Origin of the sequence: Streptomyces radicis, from assembly GCF_003626575.1 — a bacterium.
Lineage (GTDB): Bacteria > Actinomycetota > Actinomycetes > Streptomycetales > Streptomycetaceae > Streptomyces > Streptomyces radicis.
Window position 1 is genome coordinate 11,932 of the sequence record NZ_RBDY01000015.1, and the last position, 21,906, is coordinate 33,837.

Consider the following 21,906-nt stretch of genomic DNA (forward strand, 5'->3'; position numbering starts at 1 on the left):
GATGTCGAAGGACGCGAACGACGACCGGCTGCGCGAGTATCTCCGGCGCGCCACCGCAGAGTTGCAGCAAACCCGGCGGCGGCTGCGCGAGGTGGAGGACCGGGATCGGGAGCCGATCGCGATCGTGGGAATGGCGTGCCGCTTCCCCGGCGGCGTGGCCTCGCCCGAGGGCCTGTGGGACCTGGTCGCCGAAGGCGTGGACACGGTGGGCGAGTTCCCCACCGACCGGGGCTGGGACCTGGACGGGGTGTACGACCCGGACGGGGCGCGGGAGAACACCACCTATGTCCGCAGCGGCAGCTTCCTGGAGAACGCGGGCGACTTCGACCCCGAGTTCTTCGGCATCAGCCCCAACGAGGCGACCCTCATGGACCCCCAGCAGCGTCTCCTGCTGGAAACCTCGTGGGAGGCGATCGAGCGGGCCGGGATCGACCCTTCGTCGCTGAGCGGCAGCACGACGGGCATGTTCGCCGGGCTCGTCTACCACGACTACCCCAACAGCAGCATGACCGGAGCGCTGGTCTCGGGGCGCGTCGCCTACACCCTCGGCCTCGAGGGCCCCGCGGTCACGGTGGACACCGCGTGCTCGTCGTCGCTCGTCGCGCTCGACCTGGCGATCAAGGCGCTGCGCGGCGGGGAGTGCTCCCTCGCGCTCGCCGGTGGGGTCACGGTGATGTCAACCCCCGTCACCTTTGTGGAGTTCAGCCGACAGCGCGGCCTGGCCCTTGACGGCCGCTGCAAGGCGTTCGCCTCGACCGCCGACGGCACGGGCTGGAGCGAGGGCGTCGGCGTGCTGCTGGTCGAGCGCCTTTCCGACGCGCGCCGCAACGGCCACCCCGTGCTCGCCGTCGTGCGCGGCACGGCCACCAATCAGGACGGCGCGAGCAACGGCCTCACCGCGCCCAACGGCCCCTCCCAACGCCGGGTCATCCGCCAGGCGTTGGCGAACGCGGGCCTGTCCGCGTCCGACATCGACGTCGTCGAGGCCCATGGCACGGGCACCACGCTGGGCGACCCCATCGAGGCGCAGGCGCTCCTCGCCACCTATGGCCAGGAGCGCTCGGGCGAACGGCCGCTCTGGCTCGGCTCGATCAAGTCCAACATCGGCCACACCCAGGCCGCCGCCGGCGTGGCGGGCGTCATCAAGATGGTGCAGGCGATGCGGAACGGCTCGCTGCCCAGGACGCTGCACGTGGACGAGCCGACACCCCAGGTGGACTGGACGGCGGGCGACGTCAGGCTGCTGACCGAGACCCGCGCCTGGCCCCGGGGCGAGAGCCCGCGCCGCGCGGCCGTCTCGTCGTTCGGCGCCAGCGGGACAAACGCGCACATCATCCTCGAGGAGGCCCCACGCGTCGAGGAAACGCCGCTGGAGCGACGGGAGTTGCCGGTCGTTCCGCTGGTGCTGTCGGCGAGGACGGCCGAGGCGCTCGACGCCCAGATCGAGCGCGTCACCTCGGTGGAGCGTGACGCGTTGGACGTGGCGTTCTCGGCGGCGACCGGCCGGGCGCCCCTTGAGCACCGCGCGGTGCTGGTCGGCTCGGAGCGCATCGTCGACGTGGCCCGCGGCGGCCTCACCGCGTTTCTCTTCACCGGGCAGGGCAGTCAACGCCTCGGCATGGGCCGGGAGTTGTACGACACCTTTCCGGTGTTCGCCGAGGCGTTCGACGCGGTGTGCGCGGCGCTCGACCTGCCGCTCAAGGATGTGGTGTGGGGCGGGGACGCGGAGGCGTTGAACCGGACCGGGTTCACCCAGCCCGCGATCTTCGCGCTCGAAGTGGCGCTGTACCGGCTCGTTGAATCATGGGGAATCCGCGCGGACTTCGTGGCGGGTCATTCGATCGGTGAGGTGGCGGCCGCGCATGTCGCGGGAGTCCTGAGCCTTGAGGACGCGGCCCGGCTGATCGTGGCCCGTGGCCGTCTGATGCAGGCGTTGCCCTCGGGTGGCGCGATGGTGGCGATCCAGGCGACGGAGGAAGAGGTACTCCCGCTGCTCAAGGGCGAGGTGAGCCTGGCAGCGGTCAACGGCCCTTCGTCCGTGGTGGTTTCGGGCGCCGAGGACGCGGTGAACGCGGTCGCCGAGCACTTCGCCGACCGCAAGCAGAGCCGGTTGAAGGTGTCCCATGCGTTCCATTCACCCCTCATGGACCCGATGCTCGACGACTTCCGCGAGGTCGCCGAGTCCCTCACGTACCACCGCCCCGAGATCCGCTTCCCCAAGGACGTCGCCTCGGCCGACTACTGGGTGCGGCACGTCCGCGACACGGTGCGCTTCGCCGACGACGTGCGCCGCCTGAGGGACGAGGGCGACGTCCGCTTCCTTGAGATCGGCCCCGACGGCGTGCTCAGCGCGATGGTCGACGGCGCGCTCGCCACCGCCACCCTCAGGCGCGAGCGGCCCGAGACCGCGACGCTGCTCGCCGCCGTGGGGCGGCTCTACGCGGCGGGTGTGCCCGTCGACTGGAGCGCGGTGTTCGCCGGGCGCGGCGCGCGGCGCGTCGACCTGCCGACCTACCCGTTCCAGCGCAGGCGGTACTGGCTGATCGACGGCACGGCGAACGCCGACCCCGCGTCCATGGGGCTCGGGGCGGCGCGGCACCCGCTGCTCGGGGCGACCGTCATGATGGCGGAGTCCGACGAGCTGGTGTTCACCGGGCGCCTCTCGGTCGGCTCCCAGCCATGGCTGGCCGACCATGTCGTGGGCGGCGCCGTCGTGTTCCCCGCCACCGGCTTTGTCGAGCTCGCGGTGCGCGCGGGCGACGAGGTCGGCTGCGGCCGCGTCGAGGAACTGACCGTCGAGACCCCGCTTGTCCTCCCCGAGCGCGGCGGCGTCGCCGTCCAGGTCGTCGTCGGGGCCGCGGACGCCTCGGCCTCCCGCTCCCTGACGGTGTACGCGCGCGACGAGAACGCGCTCGACGCCCCGTGGACGCGCCACGCGGTCGGCCTGCTCACCGCGGGCGCCGCGGGCGCCTCGGGCGGGAGCGAGCTGACCCCGTGGCCGCCGACCGGCGCGGAACAGGTTGACCTGGACGGATTCCACGACCGGCTCGCCGCCGCGGGCCTGACCTATGGCCCGGCCTTCCGGGGGATCGAGGCCGCCTGGCGGCGCGGCGACGAGATCTTCGCCGAGGTCACCCTGCCCGACAACGCCGACCCCGGCGCGTTCGGCCTGCACCCGGCCGTCCTCGACGCGGGCCTGCGCGCGTTCGCCCTGTCCCGCCCGGCCGAGGACGACGCGGCGCACCTGCCGTTCGCCTGGCGTGGCGTCGAGCTGCACGCGTCGGGCGCGGGCGCCCTGCGGGTCCGCGTCACCCGGCTGCCGGACGGCGCCATGGCCCTGACGATCGCCGACGCCGCGGGCGAGCCCGTCGCGACCGTCGAGGCCCTGACCCTGCGACCCGTCTCCGACCTGAGGACCCCGCACACCGACTCGCTCTACCGCATCACCTGGACTCCCGCCGCGGCCAACGGCGTTGCCCCATCGGACGTGGACATCCTCCGCATCGACGGCGCCGACGCGCGTTCCGCGGTGAACCAGGCCCTTGAGGCGTTGCAGTCCGCGGGCCCACGCCTCGTCGTGGTCACGCGGGGCGCGGTGTCGGCGGACGGCGAGGACGTCACCGACCTCGCGGGTGCGGCGGTGTGGGGCCTGGTGCGCAGCGCGCAGTCGGAGGACCCGGGGCGCTTCGTCCTGGTCGACCTCCCCGGGACCGGCTCCGGGACCGAGCCCGACGCCGAACGGGCCGCCGTGGACCTGGCGTTGGCCACCGACGAGCCCCAGGTCGTCATCCGCGGGGGCGCCGCCCTGGTGCCCCGGCTGGCTCGGCGGGTCGGGGCGCCGGACGAGGCCGCCTCGACCCTGGGTGAATCGGTATTGATCACCGGTGCGTCCGGCGCGCTCGGTGGTCTGGTCGCGCGGCATCTGGTGTCCGAACACGGGGTGCGACGGCTGTTGTTGATCAGTCGTCGGGGTTCCGAGGCTCCTGGCGCGGCGGAGTTGGTGGCGGAGTTGACGGGGCTCGGGGCCGAGGTGGAGGTGGCGGCGTGTGATGTCGCGGATCGGGAGGCGCTGGCCGAGCTGCTTGCGGGGCGTTCCCTCACGGGCGTGGTGCACGCGGCCGGTGTGCTGGACGACGGCGTGCTCGCCTCGTTGACGCCCGAGCGTGTGGACCGTGTGCTGCGGCCCAAGGTGGACGCGGCGCTCCATCTGCACGAGCTGACCCGGGACATGGACCTGAGCGCCTTTGTCCTCTTCTCGTCCGCCGCTGGCGTGCTCGGCGTCGCCGGGCAGGGCAACTACGCGGCGGCCAACGCGTTCCTCGACGCCCTCGCCGCCCACCGCCGCGCCCATGGCCTGCCCGCCCAGGCCCTCGCCTGGGGGCCATGGAGCCAGGCGTCCGGCATGGCGGGCACCCTGAACGAGGCCGACCGCACCCGCATGGAGCGCGGCGGCATCCTCCCGCTCGCCAACCGCGACGGCCTCACCCTCTTCGACGCGGCGCTCCGCACGGGCGAACCCGCCGCCATCCCACTGAAGTTGAACCTCGCGGCGGTCCGCGCCAGCGGCTCGGTGCCCGACGTGCTGCGTGGCCTGATCCCCGTGGTCACACGCGGCACCGCCCGCACCCGCGCCGACGCCGACGGGATCCGCCAGCGGCTCGTGGGCCTGACCGAGGACCAGCGGCTCGACACCCTGCTGACCCTGGTCCGCGCCCAGGCCGCAGGGACCCTCGGCTACGCGGGCCCCGAGGCCGTCGGCCCGGAGCGCACCTTCCGTGACCTGGGTGTCGACTCGCTCGCGGCGATGGAGCTGCGCAACGGCCTCGGCCGGGCCACGGGCCTGAAGCTCCCCGCGACGCTGGTGTTCGACTACCCGACCCCGGCGGTGCTCGCCCGCCACCTGCTCGACGAGGTGTGGGGGACCGCCGACGAGGCCCAGGTCAGGCGGGTCGTGGCCCCGGCCGACGACGACCCGATCGCCATCGTCGGGATGGCGTGCCGCTACCCGGGCGGGGTGTCATCGCCCGAGGAGCTGTGGCGGCTGGTTGACGGCGGGGTTGACGCCATCTCGGGGTTCCCCACGAACCGCGGCTGGAATCTGGACCGCATCTACGACCCCACGGGCACGCGCCCCGGCACCAGCTATGTCGACCAGGGTGGATTCCTCTACGACGCGGGGGAGTTCGACCCCGGCTTCTTCGGGATCGCGCCCAATGAGGCGCTGGTGATGGATCCGCAGCAGCGGCTGCTGCTCGAGGCGTCGTGGGAGGCGCTCGAACGCGCGGGGATCGACCCGACGGCGTTGAAGGGCAGCGCGACCGGCGTGTTCACCGGGATGAGCTACCACGACTACAGCCACAACAGCAGCACGGGCGCCATCGCCTCGGGCCGCGTCGCCTACACGCTCGGCCTCGAAGGGCCCGCGGTGACGGTCGACACCGCGTGCTCGTCCTCGCTTGTCGCGCTGCACTGGGCGGCGCAGGCGCTGCGCTCGGGCGAGTGCTCCCTCGCGCTCGCCAGCGGCGTCGCCGTGATGGCGACATCGGAGAACTTCATCGAGTTCAGCGACCAGCGCGGCCTGGCGCGCGACGGGCGCTGCAAGTCGTTCGCCGCGGCGGCCGATGGCACCGGGTGGGGCGAGGGCGTCGGCGTGCTGCTGGTCGAGCGCCTGTCCGACGCCCGGCGTAATGGCCACCCCGTGCTCGCGGTGGTGCGCGGCACGGCCACCAACCAGGACGGCGCGAGCAATGGCCTCACCGCGCCCAACGGTCCGGCCCAACAGCGCGTGATCAAGCAGGCGTTGGCCAACGCGGGCCTGTCCCCTGCCGATGTGGACGCGGTCGAGGCGCATGGCACGGGGACGACCCTGGGCGACCCGATCGAGGCGCAGGCGCTGCTCGCCACTTATGGCCAGGACCGCTCCGAGGGGCGTCCGCTGTGGCTGGGATCGATCAAGTCCAACATCGGCCACACGCAGGCCGCCGCCGGTGTCGCCTCGATCATCAAGATGATCGAGGCGATGCGGCACGGCGTCATGCCCAGGACCCTGCATGTGGACGAGCCGACGCGGCAGGTGGAGTGGGCGGCGGGCGAGGTCAGGCTGTTGACCGAGGCACGGGAGTGGCCGGACGAGGGCCGTCCGCGCCGCGCTGGCATCTCCTCGTTCGGGATCAGCGGTACCAACGCGCACGTCATCATCGAGGAGGCGCCGGAGGCCGAGGACGAGGCCCCGGAGGCCGTGACCGTCTCGGGCCCGGTGCCATGGACCGTGTCGGCCAGGAGCCAGGAGGCGCTGCGGGCCCAGGCCGAACGCCTCCATTCCCACGTGGCGGAACGCCCCGAGCTTGCCGCCGCCGATGTGGCCCTGTCGCTGGCGACGGGCCGCGCCGCCCTCGAACACCGCGCCACGGTCGTGGGCGACGACCGTGCGGGGCTGCTCGCCGGGCTTGCCGCGCTGGCCGAGGGGAGCCCATCGCCCTCCGTCGCGACGGGCATGACGCGCGAGGGCAGGCTGGCGTTTCTCTTCACCGGGCAGGGGAGTCAACGCCTTGGCATGGGGCGGGAGTTGTATGAGGCGTTTCCGGTGTTCGCCGAGGCATTCGACGCGGTGGGTGAGGCAACGGGCCTGCCGCTGAAGGATGTTATCTGGGGTGAGGACGCGGGGGCGTTGAACCGGACCGGGTTCACCCAGCCCGCGATCTTCGCGCTCGAAGTGGCCCTGTATCGGCTCGTTGAATCGTGGGGGATCCGTCCGGACTTTGTGGCGGGTCATTCGATCGGTGAGCTGGCCGCCGCGCATGTGGCGGGGGTGTTGAGCCTTGAGGACGCGGCGCGGCTGATCGTGGCCCGTGGTCGTCTGATGCAGGCGTTGCCTTCGGGTGGCGCGATGGTGGCGATCCAGGCCACGGAGGAGGAGGTGCTTCCGCTGCTCAAGGGCGAGGTGAGCCTGGCGGCGGTCAACGGCCCTTCGTCCGTGGTGGTTTCGGGTGCCGAGGACGCGGTGGACGCGGTGGTCGGGCACTTCGCCGACCGCAAGACGAGCCGGTTGAAGGTGTCCCATGCGTTCCATTCACCGCTGATGGACCCGATGCTCGATGACTTCCGCAAGGTCGCCGAGAGCGTCGCGTACCACGAGCCGGTCATCCCCTTCGCCAAGGACGTCGCGTCGGCCGACTACTGGGTGCGGCATGTGCGCGACGCGGTGCGTTTCGCCGACGATGTGCGCCACCTGGAAGGCGAGGGCGTCACACGCTTTCTTGAGATCGGCCCCGATGGAATCCTCACCGCGATGGCGCGGCAGACCGCGCCGGACGCCGCCGCGGTGGCCACGCTGCGCCGCGACAGGCCCGAGGCCGCGACGCTGCTCACGGCGATCGGCCACCTCCACACCACGGGTGTGTCCCCCGACTGGAGCGCCGTCCTCGCCGGGCGCGGCGCCCGCCGCGTCGACCTGCCCACCTACGCCTTCCAACGTCAGTCGTTCTGGGTCGAGTCGGGGCGCGCCGCAGAGGCTTCCGATCATCCGCTGTTGGATGCCGCGGTGGCGGTGGCGGGTGCGGATCAGGTGGTGTTGACCGGTCGTCTGTCGGTGGGGTCGCAGCCGTGGCTCGCGGATCATGTGATCGCGGGTGCGGTGTTGTTCCCGGGGACGGGGTTTGTGGAGTTGGCGGTGCGCGCGGGTGACGAGGTGGGTCACGGGCGGGTCGATGAGTTGACGATCGAGGCGCCGTTGGTGCTTCCCGAGCGTGGTGCGATGGCCGTTCAGGTGGTGGTGGGCCCGGGCGACGGGTCGGGGCGCCGCCCGGTGGAGGTCTATGCCCGTGGCGAGGACGATGCCCATCTGCCATGGGCCCGCCACGCCGCCGGAACGCTCGCCTCGGGCACCGGCGACGAAGGGACCGCCATGGCGCAGTGGCCGCCGCCGGGGGCCGAGCCGCTGAAGGTCGCGGGCATGTACGAGGGCCTGGCCGAGGCCGGGGTCGCCTACGGGCCGGTCTTCCAGGGGCTCAAGGCGGCCTGGCGGCGCGACGACGAGGTGTTCGCCGAGATCGCGCTGCCCGGCGAAGCGGGCCGGTTCGGGCTCCACCCCGCGCTGCTCGACGCGGCCCTGCACGCCATCCCGCTCCTGCTCGACGAGGACCGGGTCGTCCTGCCGTTCTCCTGGGCCGGGGTCGAGCTCCACGCAACGGGCGCCAGCACGCTGCGCGTTCGCGTGTCCTCGACGGGCCACGACCAGGTGACCCTGGACGCGGCCGATGGCGCGGGCCAGCCCGTCATCTCCGTCGGCACCCTGTCGCTGCGCGAGCTGTCCGCGCCCTCGCTGGCGCGTGTGGACTCGCTCTTCCAGGTGGAGTGGACACCGGTGGCGTCGAGCGGTGCCACGTCCGGTGACGCCAAGGTGTGGCGGGCCGAGGGTGACGACGTGCACTCCGTGCTCGACTCCCTGCTGAAGGCGATGCAGGCGGAGAGCGGGACCCTTGTCGTGGTGACCCGGGGTGCGGTGTCGGTGGACGGTGAGGATGTCACCGATCTCGCGGGTGCGGCGGCCTGGGGTCTGGTGCGGAGTGCGCAGTCGGAGGATCCGGGGCGCTTTGTGCTGGTCGATGTGGTGGATGGTGAGGAGGACTCGGCCGTCGCGTTGGCGTTGGCGACGGGTGAGCCGCAGGTCGCGGTGCGGGGTGGCAGGTGCTTGGTGCCCCGGCTGCGGGCCGTCTCGGTGACGGAGTCGGAGCCGTCGTCGGTGTTCGGTGAATCGGTGCTGATCACCGGTGCCTCCGGCGCGCTCGGTGGTCTGGTCGCACGGCATCTGGTGTCCGAACACGGGGTGCGACGGCTGTTGTTGACCAGCCGAAGGGGCGGAGACGCGCCAGGCGCGGCGGAGTTGGTGGCGGAGCTGACGGGGCTTGGCACCGAGGTGGAGGTGGCGGCGTGTGACGTCGCCGACCGCGAGGCGCTGGCCGAGCTGCTTGCGGGGCGCTCCCTCACGGGCGTGGTGCACGCGGCGGGTGTGCTGGACGACGGCGTGATCGGGTCGTTGACGCCCGAGCGTGTGGACCGTGTGCTGCGGCCCAAGGTGGACGCGGCGCTCCATCTGCACGAGCTGACCCGGGACATGGACCTGAGCGCCTTTGTCCTCTTCTCCTCCTTCGCCGGGGTGATCGGAGGGCCCGGCCAGGGCAACTACGCGGCGGCCAACGCGTTCCTCGACGCCCTCGCCGCCCACCGCCGCGCCCATGGCCTGCCCGCGCAGGCCCTCGCCTGGGGCCCCTGGGCCACCGACTCCGGCATGGTGGGGGACCTCGCGGAACGCGACCGCCACCGGATCGACCGCGCGGGCATCCTCGGGCTCTCCGCCGAGCAGGGGCTGCGACTCCTCGACGTGGCGAGCGCGTTGGCCGCGCCCGTGCTGGTGCCCGTCAACCTGGACATCAGGGCGCTCGACACGGCCGATCTGCCGCCGATCCTCCGCGCCCTGGTGCGCGGCGCCACGCGGCGCGTCGCCGCAGCCGAGCACGAGGGCGGCGCGGACGCGCTGCGGCAGCGGCTCGCCGGGATGCACGCCGACGAGCGGTACGACGAGCTGCTGACCCTGGTCCGCGCCCACGCCGCGGCCGTCCTCGGGCACACCGGCCCCGAGGCGATCGAGCCCGAACGGGCCTTCAAGGACCTGGGGTTCGACTCGCTCGGCGCGGTCGAGTTCCGCAACACCCTCAACGCCGCGGCCGGGCTGCGGCTGCCTCCCACGTTGATCTTCGACTACCCCAACGCCCGTGTGCTGGCCGACCACTTGGTGAGCGAAGTGACGCCCGACCACGGCAGCGGAGGTGACACGGTCGACCACGAGGAGCGGATCCGCCGCCTGCTCGGGTCCATCCCGCTCACCCGGCTCCGCGACGCCGGGCTGATGGACACCCTGCTCGAACTCGCCGGCGCCGCCCCCACCGCCGCCGCCGCGGTCGAACCCGAGCCCGAACCGGACTCGATCGACGCGATGGACGCCGAAGCCCTGATCAGCATGGCCCTGCACGACACCGACCTGGACGACGCCGCGCGAGAGGCCTGAGGACACGATGCCCGACACCGACCAGAAACTCGTGGCGGCGCTGCGTGCGTCGCTCAAGGAGACCGAGAACCTCCGCGCGCGCAACCGCGCCCTTCAGGCCGCCGCCCGCGAGCCGATCGCGATCGTGGGGATGAGCTGCCGCTACCCCGGCGCGGCCTCGCCCGAGGAGCTGTGGCGACTGGTTGACGGTGGGGTTGACGCCGTCTCGGGGTTTCCCACCAATCGCGGCTGGGACATCGAAGGGATCTATGACCCCGAGCCGGGGCTGCCCTTCAAGACCTATACGCGCGAGGGCGGATTCCTTTACGACGCGGGCGAGTTCGACCCCGGCTTCTTCGGGATCGCGCCCAACGAGGCGCTGATCATCGACCCGCAGCAGCGGCTCCTGCTCGAGGCGTCCTGGGAGGTGCTCGAACGCGCGGGGATCGACCCCACGTTGCTCAAGGGCACCGCGACCGGTGTGTTCGCCGGGATGATGTACCACGACTACACCTACAACAACAGCACGGGCGCCATTGCCTCGGGCCGCGTCGCCTACACCCTCGGGCTCGAAGGCCCGGCCGTCACGGTCGACTCGGCCTGCTCGTCGTCGCTGATCGCCCTGCACCACGCCATCTCGGCGCTGCGCTCGGGCGAGTGCTCGCTGGCGCTCGCGGGTGGCGTGACGGTGATGGCCACGCCCGAGACGCTGATCGAGATGAGCCACCAGCGCGGGCTTGCGCCCGACGGGCGCTGCAAGTCGTACGCGGCCGCCGCCGACGGCACGGGGTGGGCCGAGGGCGTGGGCATGCTGCTGGTCGAGCGCCTCTCCGACGCCCGGCGCAACGGCCACCAGGTGCTCGCGGTCGTGCGCGGCATGGCCGTCAACCAGGACGGCGCGAGCAATGGCCTCACGGCCCCGAACGGTCCTTCCCAACGCCGGGTGATCCGGCAGGCGTTGGCCAACGCGCGGCTGTCCGCCGACCAGATCGACATGGTCGAGGGACATGGCACGGGAACGACCCTGGGCGACCCGATCGAGGCGCAGGCGCTGCTCGCCACCTATGGCCAGGACCGCTCCGAGGGGCGTCCGCTGTGGTTGGGATCGATCAAGTCCAACATCGGTCACACGCAGGCCGCCGCTGGCGTCGCCGGGATCATCAAGGTCATCGAGGCGATGCGGCACGGCGTCATGCCCAGGACCCTGCACGTGGACGAGCCCACGCCCCAGGTGGACTGGGCGGCGGGTGACGTTCGGCTGCTCACCGAGGCGCGGGAGTGGCCGGACGAGGGCCGTCCGCGCCGCGCCGCCGTGTCGTCGTTCGGGATCAGCGGCACCAACGCGCACGTCATCATCGAGGAGGCGCCCGAGGCCGAGGAAACGCCCGTGGAGCGCCGGGAGTTGCCGGTCGTTCCACTGGTGGTGTCGGCCAGGACGCGCACCGCGCTCAGGAGCCAGCTCGACCAGGTCACCGCCCTCGAAGGGGACGAGCTCGACGTGGCGTACTCGGCCGCGACGGGCCGGGCCGCCCTTGAGCACCGCACGGTGCTGATCGGCTCCGAGACCATCACCGGCTCGGTCGCCGAGGGGAAGCTGGCGTTTCTCTTCACCGGGCAGGGGAGTCAACGCCTTGGCATGGGGCGGGAGTTGTATGAGGCGTTTCCGGTGTTCGCCGAGGCGTTCGACGCGGTGGGTGAGGCAACGGGCTTACCCCTGAAGGATGTTGTCTGGGGTGAGGATCCGGAGGCGTTGAACCGGACCGGGTTCACCCAGCCCGCGATCTTCGCGCTCGAAGTGGCCCTGTATCGGCTCGTTGAATCGTGGGGGATCCGCCCGGACTTCGTGGCGGGGCACTCGATCGGTGAGCTGGCGGCCGCGCATGTGGCGGGGGTGTTGAGCCTTGAGGACGCGGCGCGGCTGATCGTGGCCCGTGGTCGTCTGATGCAGGCGTTGCCTTCGGGTGGGGCGATGGTGGCGATCCAGGCGACGGAGGAGGAGGTGCTTCCGCTGCTCACCGGTGAGGTGAGCCTGGCGGCGGTCAACGGTCCTTCGTCCGTGGTGGTTTCGGGTGCCGAGGACGCGGTGAACGCGGTGGTCGGGCGCTTCGCCGACCGCAAGCAGAGCCGGTTGAAGGTGTCCCATGCGTTCCATTCACCGCTCATGGACCCGATGCTGGACGACTTCCGCGAGGTCGCCGAGTCCCTCACCTACGAGCGCCCCGAGATCCGCTTCCCCAAGGACGTCGCCTCGGCCGACTACTGGGTGCGGCACGTCCGCGACGCGGTCCGTTTCGCCGACGATGTGCGCCGGTTGCAGGGCGAGGGCGTGACCCGCTTCCTGGAGATCGGCCCCGACGGCGTGCTGACGGCCATGGTGCGGCAGCTCGACGACGGCACCGTCGCGGCCACGCTGCGCCGCCAACGGGCCGAGGTGGAAAGCCTGTTCACGGGCATCGGGCGGCTGTTCGCCGCCGGGGTGCGGGTCGACTGGGAGGCCGTTCTCGGCGGGCGCGGGGCGCGGCGCGTGGATCTGCCGACCTACCCGTTCGAACGCCAGACGTTCTGGCTCGAATCAGGGCGCGGTCTCGAGACCGCCGACCATCCGCTGCTCGATGCGGCGGTGGCGGTGGCGGGTGCGGATCAGGTGGTGTTGACCGGTCGTCTGTCGGTGGGGTCGCAGCCGTGGCTCGCGGATCATGTGATCGCGGGTGCGGTGTTGTTCCCGGGTACGGGGTTTGTGGAGTTGGCGGTGCGCGCGGGTGACGAGGTGGGTCATGGGCGGGTCGATGAGTTGACGATCGAGGCGCCGCTGGTTCTTCCCGAGCGTGGTGCGATGGCCGTTCAGGTGGTGGTGGGCTCGGACGACGGGTCGGGGCGCCGCCCGGTGGAGGTCTATGCCCGTGGCGAGGACGATCTCCATCTGCCGTGGGCCCGCCACGCCGCCGGAACGCTCGCCTCGGGCGCGGGCGGCGCGGCCGATGCGGTGACGCAGTGGCCACCCGCCGGGGCCGAGCCGGTCGAAGTGGCCGGGCTCTACGGCGAGTTGGCGGAGGCCGGGGTGGCCTACGGCCCGGCGTTCCAGGGGTTGAAGTCCGCCTGGCGGCGCGGCGACGAGGTGTTCGCCGAGGTCGTGCTGTCCGGGGACGCGGGCCGGTTCGGGCTCCACCCGGCGCTGCTTGACTCGGCCCTGCACGCCATTCCGCTGCTTTCGGACGACGAGCGGGTGATCCTGCCGTTCTCCTGGGCGGGCGTGACCCTGCACGCCAGCGGCGCCGGCGTGCTGCGCGTCCGGCTGGTGTCAACCGGCCAGGACCAGGTCTCCCTCGACGCGGTGGACGGCGCGGGCCAGCCGGTGGTCTCGGTCGAGTCCCTGTCGCTGCGCGAGCTGTCCGCCCCTTCGCTGGCGCGTGTGGACTCGCTGTTCCAGGTGGAGTGGACACCGGTGGCCTCCGGCGCCGGTGCCGCGCTCGACGGCGTCAACGTGTGGCGGCCCGACGGCGGCGACGTGCCGTCCGCGCTGCATCCCCTCCTCGAGGCGATGCAGGCGGAGAGCGGGACCCTTGCCGTGGTGACCCGGGGCGCGGTGTCGGTGGACGGTGAGGATGTCACCGACCTTGTGGGTGCGGCGGCCTGGGGTCTGGTGCGGAGTGCGCAGTCGGAGGATCCGGGGCGCTTTGTGCTGGTCGATGTGGTGGATGGTGAGGAGGACTCGGCCGTCGCGTTGGCGTTGGCGACGGGTGAGCCGCAGGTCGCGGTGCGGGGTGGCAGGTGCTTGGTGCCCCGGCTGCGGGCCGCGTCGGTCGCGGAGTCGGAGCCGTCGTCGGTGTTCGGTGAATCGGTGCTGATCACCGGTGCGTCCGGCGCGCTCGGTGGTCTGGTCGCGCGGCATCTGGTGTCCGAACACGGCGTGCGGCGGCTGTTGTTGACCAGCCGAAGGGGCGGAGACGCGCCAGGCGCGGCGGAGTTGGTGGCGGAGCTGACGGGGCTCGGGGCCGAGGTGGAGGTGGCGGCGTGTGATGTCGCGGACCGTGAGGCGCTGGCCGAGCTGCTTGCGGGGCGTTCCCTCACGGGCGTGGTGCACGCGGCCGGTGTGCTGGACGACGGCGTGCTCGCCTCGTTGACCCCCGCACGCCTGGACGCCGTGATCGAACCCAAGGCGGTGGCGGCGCTCAACCTCCATGAGCTGACCCGGGACATGGACCTCACGGCGTTTGTCCTCTTCTCCTCGGCGGCCGGGGTGATCGGAGGGCCTGGGCAGGGCAACTACGCGGCGGCCAACGCGTTCCTCGACGCCCTCGCCGCCCACCGCCGCGCCCATGGCCTGCCCGCGCAGTCCCTCGCCTGGGGCATGTGGGCCACCGACTCCGGCATGGCGGGGGAGCTCGCCGGCCGCGACCGCGACCGGATCGACCGCGCGGGCATGGTCGGGCTCTCCGCCGAGCAGGGGCTGCGACTCCTGGACGTGGCAAGCGCGTTGGCGACGCCCCTGCTGGTGCCGATGCATCTGGACCCCAGGGCGCTCGACGCGTCCGAGGTGCCGCCGATCCTCCGCGGCCTGGTGCGCGGCACCGCCAGGCGCGCCGCGTCGGCCGAGCACGAGGGCGGCGCCGCGGCGCTCCGGCAGCGGCTCGCCGCGCTGCCCGAGACCGAGCGCCACGACGAGCTGCTGACCCTGGTCCGCGCCCACGCCGCGGCCGTGCTCGGACACGCGGGCCCCGAGGCGATCGAGCCCGAACGGGCCTTCAAGGACCTGGGGTTCGACTCGCTCGGCGCGGTGGAGTTCCGTAACTCCCTCAACGGCGCCTCCGGTCTGCGGCTGCCCCCCACATTGATCTTCGACTACCCCAACGCCCGCGTGCTGGCCGAGCACCTGCTCGGCGAGCTGGTGCCCGAGCACGGTGACGCGCGCCATGACGCCGCGGGCGCGCTCGTGGCCGCCGCCGCGCAGGCGGCTCCCGGTGAGCCGATCGCGATCGTGGGGATGAGCTGCCGCTACCCCGGCGCGGCCTCGCCCGAGGAGCTGTGGCGGCTGGTCGCCGAAGGGGTCGACGCCGTATCGCGGTTCCCTGGCGACCGCGGCTGGGACGAGGCGAGCATCTACGACCCGGAGCCGGGGCGCCCGGGCAAGAGCTACACGCGCGAGGGTGGATTCCTCTACGACGCGGGGGAGTTCGACCCCGAGTTCTTCGGGATCGCGCCCAATGAGGCGCTGGTGATGGACCCGCAGCAGCGGCTGCTGCTCGAGGCGTCGTGGGAGGCGCTCGAACGCGCCGGGATCGACCCGCTGTCGTTGAAGGGCAGCGCGACCGGCGTGTTCACCGGGATGATGTACCACGACTACACCTACAACAGCAGCACCGGCGCGATCGCCTCGGGCCGCGTCGCCTACACCCTGGGCCTCGAAGGGCCCGCGGTGACGGTCGACACCGCGTGCTCGTCCTCCCTCGTCGCGCTCCACCAGGCCATCTCGGCCCTGCGCTCGGGGGAGTGCTCGCTCGCGCTCGCGGGCGGCGTGACGGTGATGGCCACGCCCGAGACGCTCATCGAGTTCAGCCGCCAGCGCGGCCTGTCGTCCGACGGGCGCTGCAAGTCGTACGCGGCCGCCGCCGATGGCGTCGGCTGGGGCGAGGGCGTGGGCATGCTGCTGGTCGAACGCCTCTCCGACGCCCGGCGCAACGGCCACCCCGTCCTCGCGGTCGTGCGTGGCATGGCCGTCAACCAGGACGGCGCCAGCAATGGCCTCACCGCGCCCAACGGCCCCTCCCAACAGCGCGTCATCCGGCAGGCGTTGGCCAACGCGCGGCTGTCCGCCGACGACATCGACATGGTCGAGGGACATGGCACGGGAACGACCCTGGGCGACCCGATCGAGGCGCAGGCGCTGCTCGCCACCTATGGCCGGGAGCGCTCCGACGAACGCCCCCTGTGGCTCGGCTCGATCAAGTCCAACATCGGTCACACGCAGGCCGCCGCCGGTGTCGCCGGGATCATCAAGGTCATCGAGGCGATGCGGCACGGCGTTATGCCGAGGACCCTGCACGTCGATGAGCCCACGCCCCAGGTGGAGTGGTCGGCGGGCGAGGTCAGGCTGCTCACCGAGAACCGCGGGTGGCCCGAGGGCGGGGCCCCGCGCCGCGCGGCCGTGTCGTCCTTCGGGATCAGCGGTACCAACGCGCACGTCATCATCGAGGAGGCGCCCGAGGCCCGGGAAACCCCGGTGGAACGCCGGGAGTTGCCGGTCGTTCCACTGGTGGTGTCGGCCAGGAGCCAGGAGGCGCTGCGGGCCCAGGCCGAACGCCTCCACTCCCACCTGGACGAGCGGCCCGAGCTTGCCGCCGCCGATGTGGCCCTGTCGCTTGCGACCGGCCGCGCCGCCCTCGAACACCGCGCCACGGTCGTGGCCGACGACCGGGCGGCGCTGCTCGCGGGCCTGGCCGCGCTGGCCGACGGAGCGACCTCGCCCTCCCTGGTCACCGGCAAGCGCGCCGAGGGCAGGCTGGCGTTTCTCTTCACCGGGCAGGGGAGTCAACGCATCGGCATGGGCCGGGAGTTGTACGACGCGTTCCCGGTGTTCGCCGAGGCGTTCGACGCGGTGTGCGAGGCAACGGGCCTGCCGCTGAAGGACATTGTCTGGGGCGAGGATCAGGAGGCGTTGAACCGGACCGGGTTCACCCAGCCCGCGATCTTCGCCCTCGAAGTCGCCCTCTACCGTCTCGTTGAATCATGGCGAATCACACCGGACTTCGTCGCAGGGCACTCGATCGGTGAGCTGGCCGCCGCGCATGTCGCCGGAGTCCTGAGCCTCGAGGACGCGGCCCGGCTGATCGTGGCCCGTGGCCGCCTGATGCAGGCCTTGCCCTCGGGTGGCGCGATGGTGGCGATCCAGGCCACCGAGGACGAGGTCACCCCGCTGCTCACCGACAAGGTGAGCCTGGCCGCGGTCAACGGCCCTTCGTCCGTGGTGGTTTCGGGCGCCGAGGACGCGGTGAACGCGATCGCCGAGCACTTCGCCGACCGCAAGCAGACCCGGTTGAAGGTGTCCCACGCGTTCCACTCACCCCTCATGGACCCGATGCTCGACGACTTCCGCGAGGTCGCCGAGTCCCTCACCTACCACCGGCCGAGGATCCGCCTGCCCAAGGACGTCGCCTCGGCGGACCACTGGGTGCGGCATGTGCGCGACGCGGTCCGCTTCGCCGACGATGTGCGCCACCTCGAAGACGAGGGCGTCACACGCTTTCTTGAGATCGGCCCCGACGGGATCCTCACCGCGATGGCGCGGCAGACGGCCCCCGACGCCGCCGCGGTGGCCACGCTGCGCCGCGACAGGCCCGAGGCCGCGACGCTGCTCACGGCGATCGGCCACCTCCACACCACCGGCGTGTCCCCCGACTGGAGCGCCGTCCTCGCGGGGCGCGGCGCCCGCCGCGTCGACCTGCCCACCTACGCCTTCCAACGCAAGCGGTACTGGCTGTCCGAGCCCGACGCCGCGGGTGGCGGGAACGCCGCCTCCATGGGCCTCACCGCCCTCGGACACCCGCTGCTCAGCGCCGAGATCGCCGTTCCCGGCGCGGAGACGGTCGTGTTCACCGGGCGCCTGTCGACGGACGCCCAGCCCTGGCTCGCCGACCACGCGGTGCTCGGCACGACGCTGCTGCCCGGCACGGCGTTCGTCGAGCTGGCCGTGCGCGCGGGCGACCAGGTCGGCTGCCGCGTCCTTGACGAGCTGACGCTGCGGGCGCCACTGGCCCTGCCCGAGGGCGGCGGCGTGCGGCTGCGGCTCACGGTCGGCGAGCCGGTCGACGACGCGGGGCGGCGCCCCCTCACCGTTCACGCGCGGGCCGAGAACGCCGACGAGGACGCGCAGTGGACCCTGCACGCCGAGGGCCTGCTGGCCACCGATGACCCCGGCACGGCGGCGCCCGCGGAGCCGGGCGCGTCGGCCGCCTGGCCGCCCCCGCCGGATGCGGCCATCGCCATCGACGACGGCTACGCGCGCCTCAGGGAGTTCGGCTACGCCTACGGGCCCGCGTTCCAGGGGCTCAGGGCGGCCTGGCGCGTCGGTGACGAGACGTTCGCCGAGGTCGCGCTCGACGACACGGCGGGCGCCGAGCGCTTCGTGCTCCACCCCGCGTTGCTCGACTCCGCGCTGCACGCGCTCATGCTCGCCTCGGCCGACGACGGGACGACCGCCCTGCCGTTCGCCTGGAAGGGGGTCAGGCTGCACGCCTCGGGCGCCACCGCCGCGCGCGTCAGGCTCACCCCCAAGGGGGAGGGCGGCATGGCCATCCACGTCGCCGACACCGAGGGGCGCCCCGTCGCCACCGTCGAGTCGCTGATCTCCCGCGAGGTCTCCGCCGAGCAGCTGGCCCCGGCGCCCGCCGGGCCCGGTGACTCCCTCTTCCACATCGCCTTGACCCGGGTCGACGCCCCCGCCGCCGAGGCCGAGTGGACGAAGGTCGCCGACCTGGCCGAGCTGCCCGAACAGGTGCCAACCACCGTCGCGTTGACCCTGCCGCGCGGCACGGGCGACCTCGCCGATGACGTCAGGACTGTCACCCACCACACGCTGCGGGCCGTTCAGGAGTGGCTCGCCGACAAGCGTTTCGCCGAGCGCAGGCTCCTGGTGGTCACCCGCGGCGACGACCTCGCCCACGCCGCCGCGTGGGGCCTGGTCCGCGCCGCCCGCGCCGAGGAGCCCGAGCGCTTCGCGCTCCTCGACACGGAAGGCGACGACCCCGGGGCGATCGCCAGGGCCATCGCGTCGGGCGAGCCCGAGCTGCGGCTCGTCGACGGCGACCTCATGGCGCCGCGCCTGGCGCGCACCCCGGTGGAGCCGGACGCCGAGTCCCCCTGGGGGCACGGCGGAACGGTCCTGATCACCGGGGGAACGGGCGGCCTCGGCGCGCTCGTCGCCCGCCACCTGGTCACCCGGCACGGCGTCGCCGACCTGCTGCTCACCAGCCGCCGCGGCATGGCGGCCGAAGGCGCCGCCGACCTCCACCGCGAGCTGACCGGCCTCGGTGCGACCGTCGAGATCGCCGCGTGCGACGTCGCCGACCGCGCCGCCCTCGGCGCGCTGCTCGCCGGGCGCTCCCTCGGCGCCGTCGTGCACACGGCGGGCGTGCTCGCCGACGCCGTGATCGCCAACCTGACGCCGCACAGCCTCGACCATGTGCTGCGCCCCAAGGTGAACGGCGCGCTCAACCTGCACGAGCTGACCCGCGACCACGACCTGTCCGCGTTTGTGCTGTTCTCGTCCGTCGCGGGCGTGCTCGGCGCGCCGGGCCAGGGCAACTACGCCGCCGCCAACACGTTCGTCGACGCCCTCGCCGAGCGGCGCCGCGCCGACGGGCTGCCCGCGCAGTCCCTCGCCTGGGGGCTGTGGGACGGCGGTGGCATGGGCGCGCGCCTGAGCGAGGTCGACCTGCGGAGGATGCGCCGCCAGGGAACGCCCGCGCTGACCCCTGAGGACGGCCTCGCGCTCTTCGACGCCGCCTCCACCAGGTCCGAGCCCGTGCTCGTGCCGATGGGCCTCGACCTCGGGGTGCTGCGCGGCGGCGGCGCCGGTGAACCGCCCCTGCTGCTCCGCGGGTTGGTCCAGGGCGGCGCCCGGCGCCGCGCGGCGGGCGGCGGCGCGGGCCCCGAGCCCGACGCGCTGCGCCGCGAGCTGGCGGCGCTGCCCGCCGACCGGCGCGAGGGCAGGCTGCGCGAGCTGGTGCTCGGCCTGGCCGCCGCCGTGCTCGGGCACGAGGGCGCCGAAGCCGTCGACCCCGACCGGGACTTCCTGGAGTCCGGGTTCGACTCGCTCTCCGCGATGGAGCTGCGCACCGCGCTCAACGCCGCCACCGGCCTCACGCTGCCCACCATGGCGGTGTTCGACGGCAAGAACCCCGCCACTCTGGCCCGCCTCCTCACCGACGAGCTCGCCTCGGCGGCGGCGCCCGTCGCCGAGGCCTCGGGGCCCGAGGCCGACGCGGACGAGACCGTCACCGAGTTGTTCCGGCGGGCCGTGCGGGCCGAGGACGGCGCGGGCGCGATCAGGCTGCTCTCGGCGGTCGCCGCCCTGCGGCCCACGTTCGCCTCGCCCGACGACCTCGACCGCGCACCCGGGGCCGTGCGGCTCGCCGAGGGCCCTGGCCGCACCCGGCTGATCTGCCTCGCCACGCCCATGGCGGGCGGCGGCGTGCACCAACACGCCAGGCTGGGCTCGGAGTTCCGCGACATCAGAACGGTGTCGGCGATGCCGCTGCCCGGCTTCCAACGCGGCGAGCCGCTGCCCGGCTCGACCGACGCGCTCGTGCGGGTGCTCGGCGAGGCCGTGCTCGCGGCGGCCGATGGCGAGCCGTTCGCGCTGCTCGGCTACTCCTCGGGCGGCATCATCGCCCACGTCCTCGCGCGCCACCTGGAGGAGACGGTGGGCACCCCGCCCGCCGGGCTGATCCTGATCGACACCTTCCGCGTCGAGGACACCGCGATGGACGTCGGGTTCGACCACCTCATGAGGGAGGTGCTCGCGATGGAGTCCACCTTCGGCCGCTACGACGCGACGCGGCTCTCCGCGATGCCGCACTACTTCACCGTGCTCGAGGGCTTCGACCCCGTGAAGCTGGCCGCGCCCACCCTGTTCGTCCAGGCGGCCGAGCCGTTCGTCGCGCCGCCCGAAGGCGTCGACCCCGCGGACATGCGGGCCAAGCCCTGGAACCCCGAGCACACCCTGCGCACTGTGCCAGGCCACCACTTCACGCTCGGACAGGAGGACGCCCCGACGACCGCCCGCGTCATCGACGAGTGGCTTGAGGCGCTCGGCTGACGCAAGGCCGACGCAAGGCCGACGCAAGGCCGACCCCCGGCCGGAGCCCGGCCGATGTCGGACCCCGGAACCGCTGCCCGAGAAGGACAAGAACCCGAGGTGGATTGAAGAGATGGCGCCCACGCACACGGTCAAGGGAACCGTTCCCTTCCGCGACTACGAGACCTGGTACCACATCACCGGAAGGCCCGACACGGACCTCCCGGCCCTCGTCGTCGTGCACGGGGGCCCGGGGTCCACCCATGACTACCTGATCGGCCTGTCCGCGTTCGCCGAGACCGGAGGGCCCGTGGTGCTCTACGACCAGCTCGGCAACGGGGGATCCACCCATCTCCCGGACGCGGACCCGGGGTTCTGGACCCCCGAGCTGTTCGACGACGAGCTGCGCAACCTCCTGCGCCGCCTCGCCATCGCCGACGACTACATCCTGTTCGGGCAGTCGTGGGGCGGGATGCTGGCCGCCCGGCACGCCGCGGAACGCCCCGCGGGGCTGCGCGGCCTGGTCATCGCCAACTCCCCGGCGTCCTACCCGCTGTGGCTCTCCGAGATGGACGTGCTGCGCGCCCAGCTCCCGCCGGGCGTCGACGAGACGCTGCGCCGCCACGAGGCCGCGGGCACCACCGACGCCGACGAGTACCTGGAGGCGATGCTGGTCTTCTACGCCCGGCACGTCTGCCGCCTTGACCCGTGGCCGGCCGAGATGATGGCCTCGTACATCGAGGCGTTCGCCGACCCGACGGTCTACCGCACCATGAACGGACCCAACGAGTTCCACGTCATCGGCAGCCTCCGCGACTGGGGGGTGATCGACCACCTCCCCGCCATCGAGGTGCCCACCCTCGTCATCTCGGGGCGGCACGACGAGGCCACCCCGGTCACGGTGCGCCCGTTCCAGGAACTCATCCCGAACGCCCGCTGGGAGATCTTCGAGGACTCCAGCCATGTGCCGCACCTGGAGGAGCCCGAGCGCTTCCGCGAGGTGCTCGGCGCATTCCTTGACTCGGTCGGCGCGGTCGGCGCGCGGACCACGACGGTGAGCGGAGGCTGAGAC

General features: G+C 73.0%; 3 protein-coding genes. All 3 read left to right on the top strand.

Annotated features, from left to right (window positions below; genetic code table 11):
- Position 1 precedes the first annotated feature (1 nt).
- Positions 2-10,063 carry a type I polyketide synthase gene (locus D7318_RS19570; RefSeq protein ID WP_120698487.1) on the top strand — a complete coding sequence of 3,354 codons (10,062 nt, stop codon included), beginning with the start codon at positions 2-4 and terminating at the stop codon, positions 10,061-10,063.
- A gap of 7 nt (positions 10,064-10,070) precedes the next feature.
- Positions 10,071-20,855, top strand: a complete 10,785-nt coding sequence (locus tag D7318_RS19575; RefSeq protein ID WP_120698422.1) for a type I polyketide synthase — start codon at positions 10,071-10,073, stop codon at positions 20,853-20,855.
- A gap of 112 nt (positions 20,856-20,967) precedes the next feature.
- On the top strand, positions 20,968-21,903 hold the full coding sequence (locus tag D7318_RS19580) for a proline iminopeptidase-family hydrolase (RefSeq protein WP_120698423.1): 936 nt from the start codon (positions 20,968-20,970) through the stop codon (positions 21,901-21,903).
- Positions 21,904-21,906 lie beyond the last annotated feature (3 nt).